Origin of the sequence: Arthrobacter sp. zg-Y1116 (assembly GCF_024385485.1) — a bacterium.
Taxonomy (GTDB): domain Bacteria; phylum Actinomycetota; class Actinomycetes; order Actinomycetales; family Micrococcaceae; genus Arthrobacter_B.
Map to the genome: position 1 here is coordinate 166,996 of NZ_JANFLR010000002.1, position 15,114 is coordinate 182,109.

Annotated in this window: 14 protein-coding genes and 1 pseudogene; 11 read left to right on the top strand and 4 right to left on the bottom strand. The window is 65.9% G+C overall.

The annotated features are described in order from the left end of the window. Positions 1 to 284 precede the first annotated feature (284 nt). On the top strand, positions 285 to 584 hold the full coding sequence (locus tag NNX34_RS07410) for a DUF4193 domain-containing protein (protein WP_255765878.1): 300 nt from the start codon (positions 285 to 287) through the stop codon (positions 582 to 584). Between the two features lies 1 nt (position 585). On the opposite strand, the gene NNX34_RS07415 is transcribed toward NNX34_RS07410, so the two are convergent. Then, a complete protein-coding gene (locus NNX34_RS07415; protein WP_227922439.1) occupies positions 586 to 1,071 on the bottom strand; it encodes a DUF3093 domain-containing protein in 486 nt (161 codons plus the stop codon). A 205-nt stretch (positions 1,072 to 1,276) separates the two neighbouring features. On the opposite strand from NNX34_RS07415, the gene dut reads away from it, so the two are divergent. From dut to NNX34_RS07435, 4 genes and pseudogenes are all read left to right on the top strand, one after another. Continuing rightward, positions 1,277 to 1,747 carry a dUTP diphosphatase gene (gene dut, locus NNX34_RS07420; protein ID WP_255765879.1) on the top strand — a complete coding sequence of 157 codons (471 nt, stop codon included), beginning with the start codon at positions 1,277 to 1,279 and terminating at the stop codon, positions 1,745 to 1,747. A 67-nt stretch (positions 1,748 to 1,814) separates the two neighbouring features. Then, the gene (locus NNX34_RS07425) at positions 1,815 to 2,558 is read left to right on the top strand and encodes a DUF3710 domain-containing protein (protein WP_255765880.1); all 744 of its coding nucleotides are present in this window, start codon (positions 1,815 to 1,817) and stop codon (positions 2,556 to 2,558) included. 3 nt (positions 2,559 to 2,561) lie between these two features. Then, on the top strand, positions 2,562 to 2,903 hold the full coding sequence (locus tag NNX34_RS07430) for a hypothetical protein (RefSeq protein ID WP_255765881.1): 342 nt from the start codon (positions 2,562 to 2,564) through the stop codon (positions 2,901 to 2,903). After that, positions 2,900 to 3,508, top strand: a pseudogene (locus tag NNX34_RS07435) (DUF3159 domain-containing protein); the annotation flags it as partial. The gene NNX34_RS07430 and the pseudogene NNX34_RS07435, both read left to right, overlap by 4 nt. A 17-nt stretch (positions 3,509 to 3,525) precedes the next feature. Here NNX34_RS07435 and NNX34_RS07440 read toward each other — a convergent pair. Both NNX34_RS07440 and NNX34_RS07445 read right to left on the bottom strand, forming a co-directional pair. Further along, entirely contained in the window at positions 3,526 to 4,359 is an 834-nt protein-coding gene (locus NNX34_RS07440) for a TrkA family potassium uptake protein (RefSeq protein WP_255765882.1), read from the bottom strand. Beyond that, on the bottom strand, positions 4,356 to 5,030 hold the full coding sequence (locus tag NNX34_RS07445; RefSeq protein WP_255765883.1) for a TrkA family potassium uptake protein: 675 nt from the start codon (positions 5,028 to 5,030) through the stop codon (positions 4,356 to 4,358). Before NNX34_RS07445 ends, NNX34_RS07440 begins: the two co-directional genes overlap by 4 nt. 186 nt (positions 5,031 to 5,216) lie before the next feature. Between NNX34_RS07445 and NNX34_RS07450 the strand changes: the two genes are divergently transcribed. The 6 genes from NNX34_RS07450 to NNX34_RS07475 all read left to right on the top strand — a co-directional run bounded on the left by NNX34_RS07450 (position 5,217) and on the right by NNX34_RS07475 (position 14,256). Then, the gene (locus NNX34_RS07450; RefSeq protein WP_255765884.1) at positions 5,217 to 6,506 is read left to right on the top strand and encodes a class I SAM-dependent RNA methyltransferase; all 1,290 of its coding nucleotides are present in this window, start codon (positions 5,217 to 5,219) and stop codon (positions 6,504 to 6,506) included. 309 nt (positions 6,507 to 6,815) lie between these two features. Then, the gene (locus NNX34_RS07455) at positions 6,816 to 9,641 is read left to right on the top strand and encodes an aconitate hydratase (protein ID WP_255765885.1); all 2,826 of its coding nucleotides are present in this window, start codon (positions 6,816 to 6,818) and stop codon (positions 9,639 to 9,641) included. A 173-nt stretch (positions 9,642 to 9,814) separates the two neighbouring features. Next, positions 9,815 to 11,788, top strand: a complete 1,974-nt coding sequence (gene dxs / locus NNX34_RS07460; RefSeq protein ID WP_255765886.1) for a 1-deoxy-D-xylulose-5-phosphate synthase — start codon at positions 9,815 to 9,817, stop codon at positions 11,786 to 11,788. A gap of 47 nt (positions 11,789 to 11,835) precedes the next feature. Continuing rightward, positions 11,836 to 12,693 carry an SDR family oxidoreductase gene (locus tag NNX34_RS07465; protein ID WP_255765887.1) on the top strand — a complete coding sequence of 286 codons (858 nt, stop codon included), beginning with the start codon at positions 11,836 to 11,838 and terminating at the stop codon, positions 12,691 to 12,693. Positions 12,694 to 12,743: 50 nt separating this feature from the next. Next, positions 12,744 to 13,058 (top strand): hypothetical protein, encoded by a 315-nt coding sequence (locus NNX34_RS07470; RefSeq protein ID WP_255765888.1) that lies wholly within the window; start codon positions 12,744 to 12,746, stop codon positions 13,056 to 13,058. 220 nt (positions 13,059 to 13,278) lie between these two features. Next, a complete protein-coding gene (locus NNX34_RS07475) occupies positions 13,279 to 14,256 on the top strand; it encodes an aldo/keto reductase (protein WP_255765889.1) in 978 nt (325 codons plus the stop codon). A gap of 222 nt (positions 14,257 to 14,478) precedes the next feature. On the opposite strand, the gene NNX34_RS07480 is transcribed toward NNX34_RS07475, so the two are convergent. Then, the gene (locus NNX34_RS07480) at positions 14,479 to 14,769 is read right to left on the bottom strand and encodes a DUF4287 domain-containing protein (RefSeq protein WP_255765890.1); all 291 of its coding nucleotides are present in this window, start codon (positions 14,767 to 14,769) and stop codon (positions 14,479 to 14,481) included. Positions 14,770 to 15,114 lie beyond the last annotated feature (345 nt).

Below are 15,114 nucleotides of genomic sequence, written 5' to 3' on the forward strand. Positions count from 1 at the left end.
TTGAAACAATGCCATCCCCGGCGCCGAAAACCTAAGCTTTGCCCGGGTGTGGCGCATTTGGAAAGGGTGCAGGATTGCCGTCCCTGCGCGGGAGCGTACGTCCGGAGCAGCAGCCGGTTCGCTTTTTGGCCCTATGTGGGTAAAAATCTCTGCTTTACGGGCACAAAACAGGTATCCGTGGCGTTGATATCTCCGAGTCACCGACGCGGGTCCGTAAGAGCCGGTCCGCCCCGGGGCTCAGGCAGCAGCGAACACCATTCAAACGGACGGCGAGATAAGACACTATGGCGACAGGTTATGACGCCCCGCACAAGACCGGGGAAGACGCCGGAGAAGAGTCGATAGAGGAGCTCAAAACGCGGCGCACCCCTGTGCAGACAGCCGTCGTGGACGAGGACGAGGCAGAGGCGGCTGACAGCTTTGAGCTGCCCGGGGCGGACCTTTCCGGCGAGGAGCTGCTGGTCCGGGTCCTTCCGGCGCAGGCCGACGAGTTCACCTGCGCCTCATGCTTCCTGGTCCGCCACCGCTCACAGATAGCCCTGGAAAAGAACGGCATGTTTTACTGCGTGGACTGCGAGGGCTGATTCAGCGCCCGGAGGTGAGCGCCTCGACCAGCTTTTCCGGACGGCGCGTGGAGGTCAGCCAGTACGGCGTGCGGTCCGCCGGATCAGTGATTTCAATGCGGACCACGGGGGAGATCCAGCCGCGGATGCACATGTAGGCGGTAGCGTTCAGCGCCGGACCGCGCTGCATGGTGGCGTCTTCGCCCCGGAACGCCTCGACCTTGCCGATGAAGCGCCGCTCGATCTGCGCCCGTCCAACCTGCAGGGTTTCCGGGGTAACCCGGATCTGGGGTGTAGAGATCACCAGGAGCACTGCCAGGATGACTGCGGCGACTACGGCACCGGTAATGCCCGCAGCCAGGCTGATCGGGACAAACACAAGGATGCAGGCCGCGGCGAGGAGGGCGGCGACGAACCAGATCCCGAAGGAAGGTGTGAGGCGTTCGGAGTACAGCACGGTGCCGGCGGAGCTCTTGGAAGAAGGGCTCTTTGCAGAAGGGGATGACATACCCCCAGCTTTTCACCTTTGGCGGAGCATTTCATCCCGCGCCGTGCCGGTGGGCAAATGCCCGGCGGCCGTTCAGGAAAACGCGCTAAAGTGTGGTGGTTGGCCCGGTGGCCTGGGCCGAACGGCCCTGCCGCCCGGATGCTTCCACCGCCCCCGCAGCCGTCCCGGCTGCTGTTGTTGGAATCTATTGAAACCGGAGAAACTGGTGCAAGATGCAGGGACCACGCTGAAGGTACAGCTGAAAATGCTCGACGACGGGCTGGAACCGCCGTCGTACGCGCACCCCGGCGACGCCGGAGCCGACCTTCGCTCCCGGATCGATTTCACCCTTGAGCCGGGGGAACGGCAGCTCATTCCCACCGGTGTTTCACTGGCCCTGCCTTTCGGCTACGCAGCTTTTGTCCACCCCCGGTCCGGGCTCGCCACCAAGCACGGCATCAGCATCGTCAATGCGCCCGGGACCGTGGACGCCGGCTACCGCGGAGAAATCTCCGTCACCTTGATCAACACGGATGCGACGCAGCCGGTGACGCTGCGGCGCGGCGACCGGATTGCCCAGCTGGTGATCCAGCGTGTGGAAACGGCCGAGTTTGTTCCCGTCGATGAGCTGCCGGATTCCGTCCGGGGTGCCGGGGGATTCGGCTCCACCGGAGGATTCACCGCAGTTCCGGCCTGACCGGCAACCGGACCGCGGACGGCGGCCGTACTTAGAACTTGCAGACAAGAGAGAAGGAACTTCGGTTATGGCATTTGGGCGCCGTAAGAAAACCAAGGCAGAGGAAACCGCCGGGTCGGAAGCAGCAGCGGAGAATGCGGCCGCAACGGACACGGACCCGGCAAACGCCGACGCCGGCAGTGACGCCGTGCAGGCTCCCGCAGCCGGTGGTCCCTACGACCTGAGCGAGCGGCCCTCCGAGGAGGGCTACGTTGATCTCGGAGCGCTCCGGATCGCCGCCTCCCAGGGGCTGCAGCTGCGCCTGGAGGTCGAGGAAAAGACCCAGCGCGTGGTTGCCGTGACGCTGGACCTGGAGGGATCCAGCCTTCAGCTGCAGGCCTTCGCCGCTCCCCGGTCGGAGACCCTTTGGGACGACATCCGGGACCAGATCGGCAAGTCCGTGGGGTCGCAGGGCGGCACAGTGGATGAACTCTCCGGTACGTTCGGCACCGAGCTGCTGGCCCGGGTGCCTGCGCAGGCACAGGACGGCTCCAAGGGCTACCGTGTGGCCCGCTTTGTCGGCGTTGACGGTCCCCGCTGGTTCCTCCGCGGAGTCTTCGGCGGCCCGGCAGCCATGAATCCCGAAGCCGCCGGCCCCCTCGAGGAAGTCTTCCGCAACGTAGTGGTGGTCCGGGGCGAGCAGCCCCTGCCGCCGCGCGACCTCCTGCAGCTGCGCCTGCCCCGCGATGCTTCCCCGCTCCCGCGTGCCGACAAGGGTGCAGCCAAGCCCGCCGCACCCGAGCGCGGCCCGGAAATTACGACGATCGGCTAACCGGTGCCAGCCGTTACCGCTTCCACGCACTGCGCGAGCATCAAGTCCCTCCCGGAGCGCGGCCGGGCCTACTGCCGCGGCTATGTCTCGGCCATCACAGTGGTTCCGGCCAACGACCCGCCGCGGTTTACCGCCGTGGTGGAAGACTCGATGGCCGCCTACCGCGAAAGCCCCCTGGCGTCCCGGGCGAAGGTGCGCCTGGTCTGGGTAGGCCAGCGCAGGGTGCCGGGGATCGAAGCCGGAACCTGTCTGGCGTTCGAGGGCATGGTGTCCAATGTTGACGGCCGCCCCACCATCTTCAATCCGCGATACGAAATCATTGGACGCCCGGAGGCCGACGCATGAGCACACCCAAGCAGCCGGAAGAGGGCCAGCCGGACCTGAACCAGCTCGCCGGACAATATGCGGCCCGGGCCGGAGTGGAACGCCGCGACGACGGGCAGATCGATGTGCTCAAGTCCGTCGGCGGTGTCCGGGGACTCGCCGAGGCGATTGTTCCCGGGCTTCTCTTCACCCTGCTTTACACCGTGGGGGCGGAGCTGAACGTCTCGCTCGGTGCGGCCGTAGCCGCTGCAGCCGTGTTTTCAGCGGCCAACCTTCTCCAACGGCGCCCGTTGATGCAGTCGCTCACCGGTGTGGCAGGTGTGGCCATCTGCGCCTTCGTAGCACTGCGCAGCGGTGACGGCGCCACGTACTTCGTCCCCGGGTTCTACCTGAACGGCGCCTACATCCTGGCGTTCCTGATCTCCATCGCAGTGAAATGGCCGGTTGCCGGACTGTTGTTCGGGATGATCCGCGGCGAGAACCTGGACTGGCGCGCCGCTCCGGTCCGCCTCAAGGCCTACACCTGGGCCAGCTGGATCATCGTGGCGGTCTTCGCCCTCCGGCTGGCCGTCCAGCTGCCCCTGTTCCTGGCGGACAATGTTGCCGCGCTGGGCACCATGCGCCTGGCTATGGGTGTGCCGCTTTATGCGCTGGGACTCTGGCTGGCATGGGTGGTCTCCCGGCCCTCGGCCGTCGTGGCCCCTGAATCCGCGAGCGGGTCCGGTTCGGCTGCGGGGGACTCCGCCGCCGCGGGGGATCCCGCAGCGCCCGACTCGGCGTCCAGGGATTCCTGACGGACTTGTGCGGCCGCCGCGGCCGCGGCCGGGGACAGGACTGCGCGCAGTTCGTCTTCGGCCGCAATCGTGGTGATGAAGAAGAGCTCGTCACCCGGCTCCACGACGTCGTCGTTGCTCGGCGTGATGGGCGCGTCGTCGCGCAGGATCGCAACCACGGTGGCATCCAGCGGCCAGTCGATGGATCCCAGGGTCCGGCCCGTGAGGTGCGAATCGGCGGGAACGGTGAACTCCACCATGGAGGACACCCCGGTCTGCAGGCTCAGCAGCCGGACCAGGTCGCCGATCTCCACGGCTTCTTCGACCAGGGCTGTCATGAGGCGGGGCGTGTTCACCGCCACGTCCACTCCCCAGGAATCATCGAACATCCAGTCATTCTTCGGGTTGTTCACGCGGCCCACGGTCCGCGCAACGCCGAATTCGCTCTTGGCCAGCAGCGAGACCACCAGGTTGACTTTGTCATCGCCGGTGGCGGACACGACGACGTCGGCTTCCTCCAGCTGTGCATCCTTCAACGTGGTCAACTCGCAGGCATCGCCGATCAGCCACCGCGCTCCGCGCAGGCCGCTGCGGCCCACGCACTCGGGCTTCTCGTCAATCAGCAGGACATCATGGCCATGGGAGAGCAGCTCCTTGGCGATGGACGAGCCCACGCTGCCGGCGCCGGCAATAACAACTTTCACAGGGACTCCTTGGCTGGTTCCTTGGACAGGATCTTGCTGATTTCCGCGGTCCGGTCAACGGACATCATCGCGTGCAGGACATCACCCTCCTGGTAGCTGCTGTCCTGGCGCGGCAGGGTCCCTTCCCCGAACCGGGTGACATACGCAATGCGCACCCCCGCGGCCGTCTCGATGCTGGACAGCGACCGGCCCAGCCAGCCCTCGTGCAGGGACAGCTCACCCAGGATCAGCCGGCCGGAGGACTCCCTGAAGTCGCCGTTGATGCTCTGCTCGGGCAGGATCCTGCGCAGGACCTGGTCCGCGCTCCACCGAACGGCCGCAACCGTGGGGATGCCGAGCCGCTGGTAGATTTCCGCGCGTCCCGGATCATAGATGCGCGCGACGACGTGCCCTACGTGGAAGGTCTCACGCGCCACGCGGGTGGCCAGGATGTTTGAGTTGTCGCCGCTGGAAACGGCGGCAAAGGCATAGGCCTCTTCGATGCCCGCTGCCTTCAGCGTCTCGCGGTCAAAGCCGACGCCGGTCACCTTGCGTCCGGTGAAGGTCTGCCGCAGCCGGCGGAACGCCCGCTCGTCCTGGTCGATGATGGCGACCGAATGGCCGGCATTGTCCAGGGTGTGGGCGAGGCTGACGCCTACGCGCCCGCACCCCATGATCACGTAATGGGCCAACTGCCCTACCTCGGTTCCGGTTTGGTCCTGTCGCGGACTGCCCGCCGCAGGAAGCGGCCGCGCAGCCGTCCGCGCATTAAAAACAATCAACGCCAGCTTAGTCCCGACGGCGCCCCAAATAGCACCGGGCTCGGCTCCCGTGGTGAGATGGAGTTTTAGGTTCCATGAAGGAAGTACAACCACCCCATGTCTATTGAACTCACCATCGGCGCCCCGGCCCACGGCGGCCACTTCGTTGCCCGGCATGAAGGGCGCGTCGTCTTTGTCCGGCATGCCCTGCCGGGGGAGCGGGTCCGGGTCCGGCTCACCGAATCCGGCGACGACGCCAAGTTCTGGCGGGCCGACGTCGTCGAGGTCCTCGAGGCGGCAGAGGGACGCCGGGAGCATTTCTGGAAGGACGCAGACGCCCTGCGCGCCGCGGCACGGGGAAAGCTGCCCGTGGGCGGCGCGGAGTTCGGACACATTGACCTGCCCGTCCAGCGCCGGCTGAAGGCGGAGGTCTTCGCCGAGCAGCTGCGCCGGCTCGGCGGGACCGATCTGGTCCCGGAGGTTGAACCCGCACTCGAGGAAAGCGCCGACGGGCTGGGCTGGCGTACCCGGGTCAGTTTCTCGGTGGCGCCCAGCGGCCGGCTGGCCATGCACGCCCACCGCTCGGATGAAGTCATTCCCGTCGAAGAAATGCCGCTGGCCTCCGGGGCGATCAACGCCCTGCGTCTGTGGGAGACGGATTTCACGGGAATCGAGCGTGTGGAGGTAGCCGCTCCGGCTGCCGGCGGACAGCCCCTGGTCCTTCTGATCCCGGCGGCGGGAACCCACCCGCGGATTCCCGCGCGGATTGCCGGCAACCTGCCCGACGGCGTGTCCGTGGCCGCCTGGGACCCGGAGAGCCACGAGCTCACCCGGCTGAAGGGACGGACCTGGGTGCAGGAAACGGTGCTGGGCCACGACTACCGGGTCACCGGTGCCGGCTTCTGGCAGATCCACCGCTCCGCACCGCAGACGCTGGCCTCGGCAGTCCTCGAAGGGCTCCAGGTGCAGTCCGGGGAATCCGTGGCGGACCTGTACGCAGGTGCCGGGCTGTTCACGGCTCCGTTGGCCGCGGCCGCCGGGGAATCCGGCCGGGTGCTCTCGGTGGAAGGATCCCCGGGCGCCAGCCGTGACGCCCGGAAGAACCTCTTCGCCGCGCCCCAGGTGCAGATCAGCCAGGGCCGGGTGGACAAGATGCTCCGCGAAGCCGGGGACCTCGACGTCGTGCTCCTGGACCCGCCCCGTGTCGGAGCCGGGAAAGCGGTGGTGCAGCAGATCGACGCCGCCGCGCCCCGCGTGGTCGGCTACGTGTCCTGCGACCCGGCGTCGTTCTCCCGGGACCTGGGCTATTTCCGTGCCGCCGGCTGGGAAATGGACAGCCTGCGGGTCTTCGACCTGTACCCGCATACCCACCACATGGAGTCCTTCGCCGTCCTGCGCAAGCGCTAGCGGGACCGTCGCCGGCGCCGGAAACGCCGCCGGCGACGCCGGTCACGACGCGTCGTGGCCCATATCTCCTCGGGGCGCCCCTGTAAAGGCTAGGATGGGAAGCAGTTGTCCAGTACTGCGCCTTTATGGGGGAGTTCTCCGGAAATTTCTGTTTTCGGAGGAGTCGTTGCCCAGGCAGGGGGCCTGTGTCGGCAGGAAATGAACCACCGGTTTCCATGCCGCCCCCTTTGCCCGACTTTTTAGGGAAACCTAACTGGCGGGCAGTTGTGACCTGGACAAAGATAACAAGGTGGCGAGAGGAGTCCTGTTATGACTAATGTGGACAGCTTCGGATCCAAGGGCGTCTTAGACGTCAAAGGGTCCGAGTATGAAATTTTCCGGCTGAATTCCGTCGAAGGCGCCCAGAGCCTTCCGTTCAGCCTCAAGGTCCTGCTGGAGAACCTGCTCCGCACCGAAGACGGTGCAAACATCACGGCAGACCACGTACGTGCCCTGGCGCAGTGGGACGCAGACGCAGAGCCCAGCACCGAAATCCAGTTCACCCCTGCCCGGGTGATCATGCAGGACTTCACCGGCGTACCCTGCATCGTTGACCTGGCTACCATGCGCGAGGCCGTTGCCGCTCTCGGCGGCGATCCCAAGCGCGTGAACCCGCTGGCACCTGCCGAAATGGTCATCGACCACTCCGTGCAGATCGATGCCTTCGGCAACTCCGGCGCCCTTGAGCGCAACATGGAGATCGAATACCAGCGCAACGGCGAGCGGTACCAGTTCCTCCGCTGGGGCCAGACGGCATTCGATGACTTCAAGGTTGTTCCCCCGGGAATGGGCATCGTGCACCAGGTCAATATCGAGTACCTGGCCCGCACAGTCATGACCCGCGAAGTTGACGGCGTCCTGCGTGCCTACCCGGACACCTGCGTCGGCACCGACTCCCACACCACCATGGTCAACGGCCTGGGCGTGCTCGGCTGGGGCGTTGGCGGCATTGAGGCCGAAGCAGCAATGCTCGGCCAGCCCGTCTCCATGCTGATCCCGCGCGTCGTCGGCTTCAAGCTGACCGGCGAGATCCCCGCCGGCGCAACGGCCACCGACGTCGTCCTGACGATCACCGAAATGCTGCGCAAGCACGGTGTGGTCGGCAAGTTCGTCGAGTTCTACGGTGAAGGCGTCGGCGCTGTTCCGCTCGCCAACCGCGCCACCATCGGCAACATGAGCCCCGAGTTCGGTTCCACTGCGGCGATCTTCCCCATCGACGACGTGACGCTGGAATACCTGCGCCTCACCGGCCGGTCCGAGGAGAACGTAGACCTCGTTGAGGCCTACGCCAAGGAACAGGGCCTGTGGCACGATCCGTCCAAGGAAATCAAGTACTCCGAGTACCTGGAACTGGACCTGTCCACGGTGGTTTCCTCCATCGCCGGCCCGAAGCGTCCGCAGGACCGCGTGGAACTGACCAACGCCAAGACGCAGTTCCGTAACGACCTCAAGAACTACGTCCACGAGACCGTAGAGGCCGAGAGCGGCACTGTCGACGAGACGCTGGAAGAGACCTTCCCGGCCTCCGACGCCCCCTCGTTCAATGCCAACGCCACCACGGTTGAAGACCATGACCACGACCTGGTTGCCGAGGCGGATGCTCCCGCCCACCGCGCCACCAACTCCGTGCCGGTCACCATGGCCGACGGCCGCAGCTTCGAGCTGGACCACGGTGCGGTAACGATCGCCTCGATCACCTCCTGCACCAACACGTCCAACCCCTCCGTGATGATGGCCGCCGCCGTGCTGGCCCGTAACGCGGTGGACAAGGGCCTGGCGTCCAAGCCGTGGGTCAAGACCTCCGTTGCTCCGGGCTCCAAGGTTGTCACGGACTACTACGAGAAGTCCGGCCTGATCCCGTACCTCGAGAAGCTCGGCTTCTTCGTGGTGGGTTACGGCTGCGCCACCTGCATCGGCAACTCCGGTCCCCTCGAAGAGGAAATCTCCGAGGCGATCAACGAAGCCGACCTGGCGGTCACCGCCGTTCTTTCCGGCAACCGCAACTTCGAAGGCCGCATCAACCCGGACGTGAAGATGAACTACCTGGCCTCCCCGCCGCTGGTAGTCGCCTACGCCCTGGCCGGCACCATGGACTTCGACTTCGAGAATGACCCGCTGGGCCAGGACGAAGCAGGCAACGACATCTTCCTGAAGGACATCTGGCCGAACCCGGTCGAGGTCCAGCAGATCATCGATGCCTCCATCGACAAGAAGATGTTCAGCGACAGCTACGACACCATCTTCGAAGGCGACGACCGCTGGAAGTCCCTGCCCACCCCCGAAGGTGCAACCTTCGAATGGGACATGGAGTCTACGTACGTCCGGAAGCCCCCGTACTTCGAGGGCATGAAGGCCGAGCCGGAGCCCGTCTCCGACATCGAAGGCGCACGCGTGCTGCTGAAGCTGGGCGATTCGGTCACCACCGACCACATCTCCCCGGCCGGTTCCTTCAAGTCCGACACCCCCGCAGGCAAGTACCTGCTGGAACACGGTGTGGCCCGCAAGGACTTCAACTCCTACGGCTCGCGCCGTGGCAACCACGAAGTCATGATCCGCGGCACCTTCGCCAACATCCGCATCAAGAACCAGCTGCTCGACGGCGTTGAAGGCGGTTTCACCCGTGACTTCAGCCAGGCCGACGCACCGCAGGCTGCCGTTTACGATGCCGCGATGAACTACCAGGCTGCCGGCACCCCGCTGGTAGTCCTGGCCGGCAAGGAATACGGATCCGGTTCCTCGCGTGACTGGGCCGCCAAGGGCACCGCACTGCTGGGCGTCAAGGCCGTTGTCGCCGAGAGCTACGAGCGCATCCACCGCTCCAACCTCATCGGCATGGGCGTCCTTCCGCTGCAGTACCCGGCCGGCGTCAATGCCGAGTCCCTGGGCCTGACCGGTACGGAAACCTTCTCCGTTGAAGGTGTCACCGAACTGAACAACGGGACCACGCCCAAGACCGTAAAGGTCACGGCCACCCCCGAAAACGGCGAAGCCATCACGTTCGACGCGGTCCTCCGCATCGATACTCCGGGTGAAGCCGACTACTACCGCAACGGCGGCATCCTGCAGTACGTACTGCGCCAGATCTCCGCTAAGTAGTAGCAAACGCACCACGTTCAGGGCCCCGTTTCCCCGATCCGTCCAAAGGGCGGTGGAGGGAAACGGGGCCCTGAAGCGTTGGGTAGGAACCGCGGAGCGCACGCCGCGCGTTAGAGTTAATCCATTGCGACGGTGTGCAGTGCCGCCGATACGACTCAAGGGAGGCACCCCTGTTGGGACTTCTGGAAACAATCCGGGATCCTCGGGACCTCAGCAGGCTTTCGCTGACACAGCTGAAGCGGCTTGCTGAGGAGATCCGTTCATTCCTGATCACTAACGTCGCGCAGACCGGCGGGCACCTCGGACCGAACCTGGGCGTGGTGGAACTGACCATGGGCATCCACCGGGTCTTTGATTCGCCGCGGGACAGCATTGTCTTTGACACCGGGCACCAGTCCTACGTGCACAAGATCCTCACCGGCCGCCAGGACTTCGCCACGCTGCGCCAGCAGGGCGGCATGTCCGGCTATCCGTCGCGGGCCGAATCGGTCCACGACATCGTGGAAAGCTCCCACGCCTCATCCTCCCTGTCCTGGGCGGACGGCATCTCCCGTGCCCGGCAGCTCAGCGGCGAAGGCGACCGCTACACCGTGGTCATGGTGGGCGACGGCGCCCTGACCGGCGGCATGGCCTGGGAAGCCCTTAACAACATTGCCGTGGACCAGCGCCGCCGCGTGGTGATTGTGGTCAACGACAACGGCCGCTCCTACGCCCCGACCATCGGCGGCCTTGCCGACTACCTGGCGTCCCTGCGTCCGACCATCGACGCCGTCCGCACCCACCACGCCTACGAGAACACCCTGGACTGGTGGCGGAAGCGCCTGCAGCAGGGCGGTCCTGCGGGCCGTTTCGCCTACCGCAGCCTGCACGCCGCGAAGAAGGGGATCAAGGACTGGTGGTCCCCGCAGGGCCTCTTCGAGGACCTGGGCATGAAATACGTGGGACCGATCGACGGCCACGACCTCGACGCCGTCGAACGCGCCCTCCTCAAAGCGAAGAACTACGCCGGCCCGGTCATTGTGCACGCCATGACCGAGAAGGGACGCGGCTACGCTCCGGCGCGCGCCCACGAAGCGGACCAGTTCCACGCCGTCGGGATCATCGACCCGGAAACAGGCGCCCCCGTGGAACCGGGCGGCAAGGAATCCTGGACGTCCGTATTCGCCACCGAGATCGCCGAGATCGCCGACGAACGCGCGGACATCGTGGGGATCACCGGTGCCATGCTCATCCCGGTGGGCCTGCACCGTTTTGCCGAGCGGCATCCGGACCGGGTGTTCGACGTCGGCATCGCCGAGCAGCACGCCCTCACGTCCGCCGCCGGCATGGCCTTCGGCGGCCTGCACCCGGTGGTGGCGCTGTACGCCACCTTCCTGAACCGTGCCTTCGACCAGCTGCTGATGGACGTCGCCCTGCACAAGGCCGGCGTGACCATCGTCCTGGACCGGGCCGGCGTTACCGGTCCGGACGGGGCCAGCCACCACGGCATGTGGGACATGTCCATGCTGCAGATCGTCCCCGGGCTGCACTTGGCCGCGCCGCGCGACGCCACCCGGCTGAAGGAGGAGCTGCGCGAAGCCGTGGCCATCTCCGACGCCCCCAGCGTAGTGCGCTTCTCCAAGGGCACGGTCGGAAGCGACATCGACGCCGTGGAACGGACCGCCGACGGCGTGGACATCCTGGCCCGGCGCCCCACCGAGGACAGCTCCAATGACGTTTTGATCGTCAGCGTGGGTGCCATGGCGGGCATGGCCCTCGACGTCGCCGACAGGCTCGGCGCGCAGGGCATCAGTTCCACCGTCGTGGATCCGCGCTGGGTGCTGCCCGTGCCGCAGTCCATCATCCGCATTGCCGCCGACCACCGGATTGTCATCGTGATCGAAGACGGCGTCCGGGCCGGCGGTGTGGGCTCGCGGATCCGGCAGGAAATGCGGGCCGCTGGCGTGGATACCGCGTTGAACGAGGTTGGACTGCCGGCCGAGTTCCTCGACCACGGCAGCCGCAGCGAGGTGCTGGAGCGCGTGGGGCTGACCGCCCGGCAGATCGCCAACGACGTCGTCGCCCAGGTCCTCGGCACGAAGGTGCCGTTTGCCCGGCCGCTGCCGGGCTCCGAAATGCCGACGGGGCAGGTACCGAAGATCCAGTAGCCGCGCAGGGTCCGGCGCGGCCGGACCACTCTGAAGGGGTGTAAGCCATGGCGGATAATGTTCCTGCCCTTGCCGTTACGGGAGCCACCGGTGCCTTGGGCGGCGCGGTTGCCCGATTGCTCGCAGAGGCAGGGGTCCGGCAGCGGCTGCTCGCGCGGCGCACCGCCCGCCTGCCCGAGCTGCCGGATACCCCCGTCTTCGCGGCCTCCTACCTGGATAGGCCGCAGGCGGTCAGTGCCCTGCGCGGGGTGCAGACCCTGTTTATGGTGTCAGCCGCTGAGAGCCCGCACCGGGTGGAGGACCACTGCACCTTTGTGGACGCGGCCGTCGACGCCGGTGTGGAGCACATCGTCTACACGTCCTTCATGGGCGCGGCGCCCGACGCCGTCTTCACGCTGGCCCGAGACCACGCAGCCACCGAGGAGTACATCGCGTCCCGGCAGGGCCTGGAGCACACGTTCCTGCGCGACTGCCTCTACCAAGACGTACTTCCCACCTTTGTCCAGCCCGACGGCGTCATCCGCGGCCCGGCGGGAGAGGGGCGTTTCGCCCCGGTGGCGCGGAGGGACATTGCCCGCACCGCCGTGAAGATCCTGCTGTCGCCGGAGCAGCACCGGAACCGCACCTACACCCTGACCGGTCCTGATGAGCTGACCATGGAGGATGTTGCCGGCATCCTGGCCCGGGTCACCGGAAGACCCGTGAGCTACCAGGCGGAAACCGAGGACGAGGCCATGGCCTCCCGAATGAAGGCGGGCGCCGCCCGATGGCAGGCGGAGGCGTGGACGAGCAGCTACCGGGCCATTGCCGAGGGCCAGCTGGCACCGGCCACCCCGGACATCGAACAGCTCACCGGTATTGCCCCGCTGGGGCTCGAGGATTACCTGCAGCAAACCAGTAGTTGATCGCCGCAGGGGAGTGCCCGGCGGGGCCTTCAGGGGATAGGCTCGAATGTATGGAACACCACATGCCCTCGGACGTCCCACGCTTTCTCGCTGAATGCACGGTGGGCGATCTGGATGACGAAACAACACCCGTAGCGGACCTGTACGGCATGTACATTATCTGGAGCGAGCAGCAGGGGACCGAGCCGCTGGCAGTGCAGGCGTTCTCCGCCGCCGTCCAGGAAGAGGGCATCGAGGCCGAGCGCCGGCGCAGCGAGCAGGTCTACACCGGACTGCTTCCCACCGGAGCCATTCCCATCCAGTACATCCTGGAAACGGACAAGGCCCCGGGTCCCAACAACAGCCTGGACACCTTCCTGGGCTAACGCGTTCTGCTGCCGGTCCGGGACTTTGCTGCCGGTTTGGGAAAAGCCTCCGCTGCGCAGCGGCAGCCCGAATCCCTGCCTTCTGTCCGAATCCCTGCGGTTTGTCCGGATTCCCGCGCCGCGCCGAGCAGGAAGCCGGACAAACCGAAGGATTCTGCGCAAACCGCAGGGATCCAGGGGACGCACAAGGAGATCGGTACACGGGAGTACCGTAGCTTGCATGACTTCTTACAACAGACTCGGAAATTCCGGCCTGACCGTCTCCACGGTCGGACTGGGCTGCAACAATCTGGGCCGTCCGGGGACGCCCACCGAATCGCAGGAGGGCACCGACGCCGTCGTCAACGCCGCTGTCGACGCCGGCATTACGCTGTTTGACGTTGCGGACGCCTACGGGCGCACCCCGGGGCTCAGCGAGGAAATGCTGGGCAAGGCGCTGGGCAACCGCCGCGACGACGTGGTGGTAGCCACCAAATTCGGCATGGACATGAAGGGCGTCAACGGTGCAGACTTCGGTGCCCGGGGATCCCGCCGGTACATCGTCAAGGCTGCGGAGGCTTCCCTGCGCCGCCTGAACACGGACTGGATTGACCTCTACCAGTTCCACACCCCGGACCCGCTGACGCCCATCGAGGAGACCCTCGCGGCCCTGGATGATCTGGTGACCAGCGGCAAGGTCCGGTACATCGGACACTCCAACCGGGCGGGCTGGCAGATTGCCGAAGCCGAGTTTGTGGCCCGGATGGGCGGCTTCACTCCGTTTATCTCCTCGCAGAACCATTACAACCTGCTGGACCGCCGGGCCGAGCTGGAGGTCACTCCGGCAGCCGAAGCCTACGGACTGGGCGTGCTGCCCTACTTCCCGCTGGCCAACGGCCTGCTTACGGGCAAGTACAGCAGCGGCAAGGCTCCCGAGGGCAGCCGGCTGACGCATTCCCGGACCAACCTGCTCGAGAACGCTGACTTCGAGCAGCTTGGCGCGTTTGGCCGGTTCGCTGCCGAGCGCGGCCTTACCGAGGTCCAGGTGGCCTTCTCCTGGCTTGCCGCCCAGCCGTCCGTGGCCTCAGTGATTGCCGGTGCCACCAAGGTGGAGCAGGTGCAGCAGAATGCCGACGCCGTTTCCTGGGTCCCGTCCGAGAAGGACCTCGAGGAACTGGACCGGATCTTCCCGCGGACGCCGAAGGTCGCTTTGTTCTAGGTTCCTCTCGGCAACCGTGCGTCGCCTTGGGTGCGCCGGAGGGTCCGGAACGGCGGCAACGAAAATCCGAGCTCGCAGAACTCGCTCGCATTATTAAAGCCGCCTAACCCGGACCCTCCGGCTCCTTCGGAGCATCCAGACCCGCCGCCTAACCCGGACCCTGCGGCTCCTTCGAAGCATGCAGACCCGCCGCCGACTCCCGGCCTGCGTGGTTCGGGAGGTTCATTCCGGTTTGGTGGCCCTGCCGTCGAGCCAGAGGGTGTCGGAGTCGTCCCGGTGTGTTCCTGTGGTTCCGACGTGTTTCTGATCTATTTGGGGGCCGTTTTTGATGACGTGGACGAGCGCCATGCCGTGCCCGCGTCCGATTCCGTAATCGGTCTTGAGCCATTCGAGGATATCGCCGGCCTTGACGTTGCCGCCGCTGAACCCCTTGGCTGCGGCGATATCCATAAGCTGGCGGGGCGTCAATCCTGTTTTTTCTTCAACTGCGTCTAGATAAGCCTGGAAAGACATGGTTGTTCTCCTAAATCCTGAGCTGATTTTGCGGATTCGCTGGATCGCTAGCCGCCGGTCTCTTCCCGGCGTTCCTGCCGGTAACCCCCACGCTGATGTAGGACGAAGCCTGCCAGCAGCCTGATGAAAGCAGCGCCCAGTACCAGGAAAAGACCTATCAATAGCCAATTCCACGGCTCGTCGAACGGTAGGAGAAGAACCAGCCACAACGAGACGCAAGCACTGAGCATGAACACGACCATTCGCTTTGTACGCGTCTGCGACCATGCTGGGCCCTGACTCATGCAGGGAGGCTAGCGCGGCCGCTGCCCGCTGACCAGACCCGAATGAAATGTACCGGGACAG

Excerpts from the sequence above, each read along its gene's own strand:
- NNX34_RS07410 (WP_255765878.1), top strand. The coding sequence starts at position 285 with ATGGCGACAGGTTATGACGCCCCGCACAAGACCGGGGAAGACGCCGGA.
- NNX34_RS07415 (WP_227922439.1), bottom strand. The coding sequence starts at position 1,071 with ATGTCATCCCCTTCTGCAAAGAGCCCTTCTTCCAAGAGCTCCGCCGGC.
- NNX34_RS07425 (WP_255765880.1), top strand. The coding sequence starts at position 1,815 with ATGGCATTTGGGCGCCGTAAGAAAACCAAGGCAGAGGAAACCGCCGGG.
- NNX34_RS07450 (WP_255765884.1), top strand. The coding sequence starts at position 5,217 with ATGTCTATTGAACTCACCATCGGCGCCCCGGCCCACGGCGGCCACTTC.
- NNX34_RS07455 (WP_255765885.1), top strand. The coding sequence starts at position 6,816 with ATGACTAATGTGGACAGCTTCGGATCCAAGGGCGTCTTAGACGTCAAA.
- NNX34_RS07465 (WP_255765887.1), top strand. The coding sequence starts at position 11,836 with ATGGCGGATAATGTTCCTGCCCTTGCCGTTACGGGAGCCACCGGTGCC.
- NNX34_RS07470 (WP_255765888.1), top strand. The coding sequence starts at position 12,744 with ATGGAACACCACATGCCCTCGGACGTCCCACGCTTTCTCGCTGAATGC.
- NNX34_RS07475 (WP_255765889.1), top strand. The coding sequence starts at position 13,279 with ATGACTTCTTACAACAGACTCGGAAATTCCGGCCTGACCGTCTCCACG.
- NNX34_RS07480 (WP_255765890.1), bottom strand. The coding sequence starts at position 14,769 with ATGTCTTTCCAGGCTTATCTAGACGCAGTTGAAGAAAAAACAGGATTG.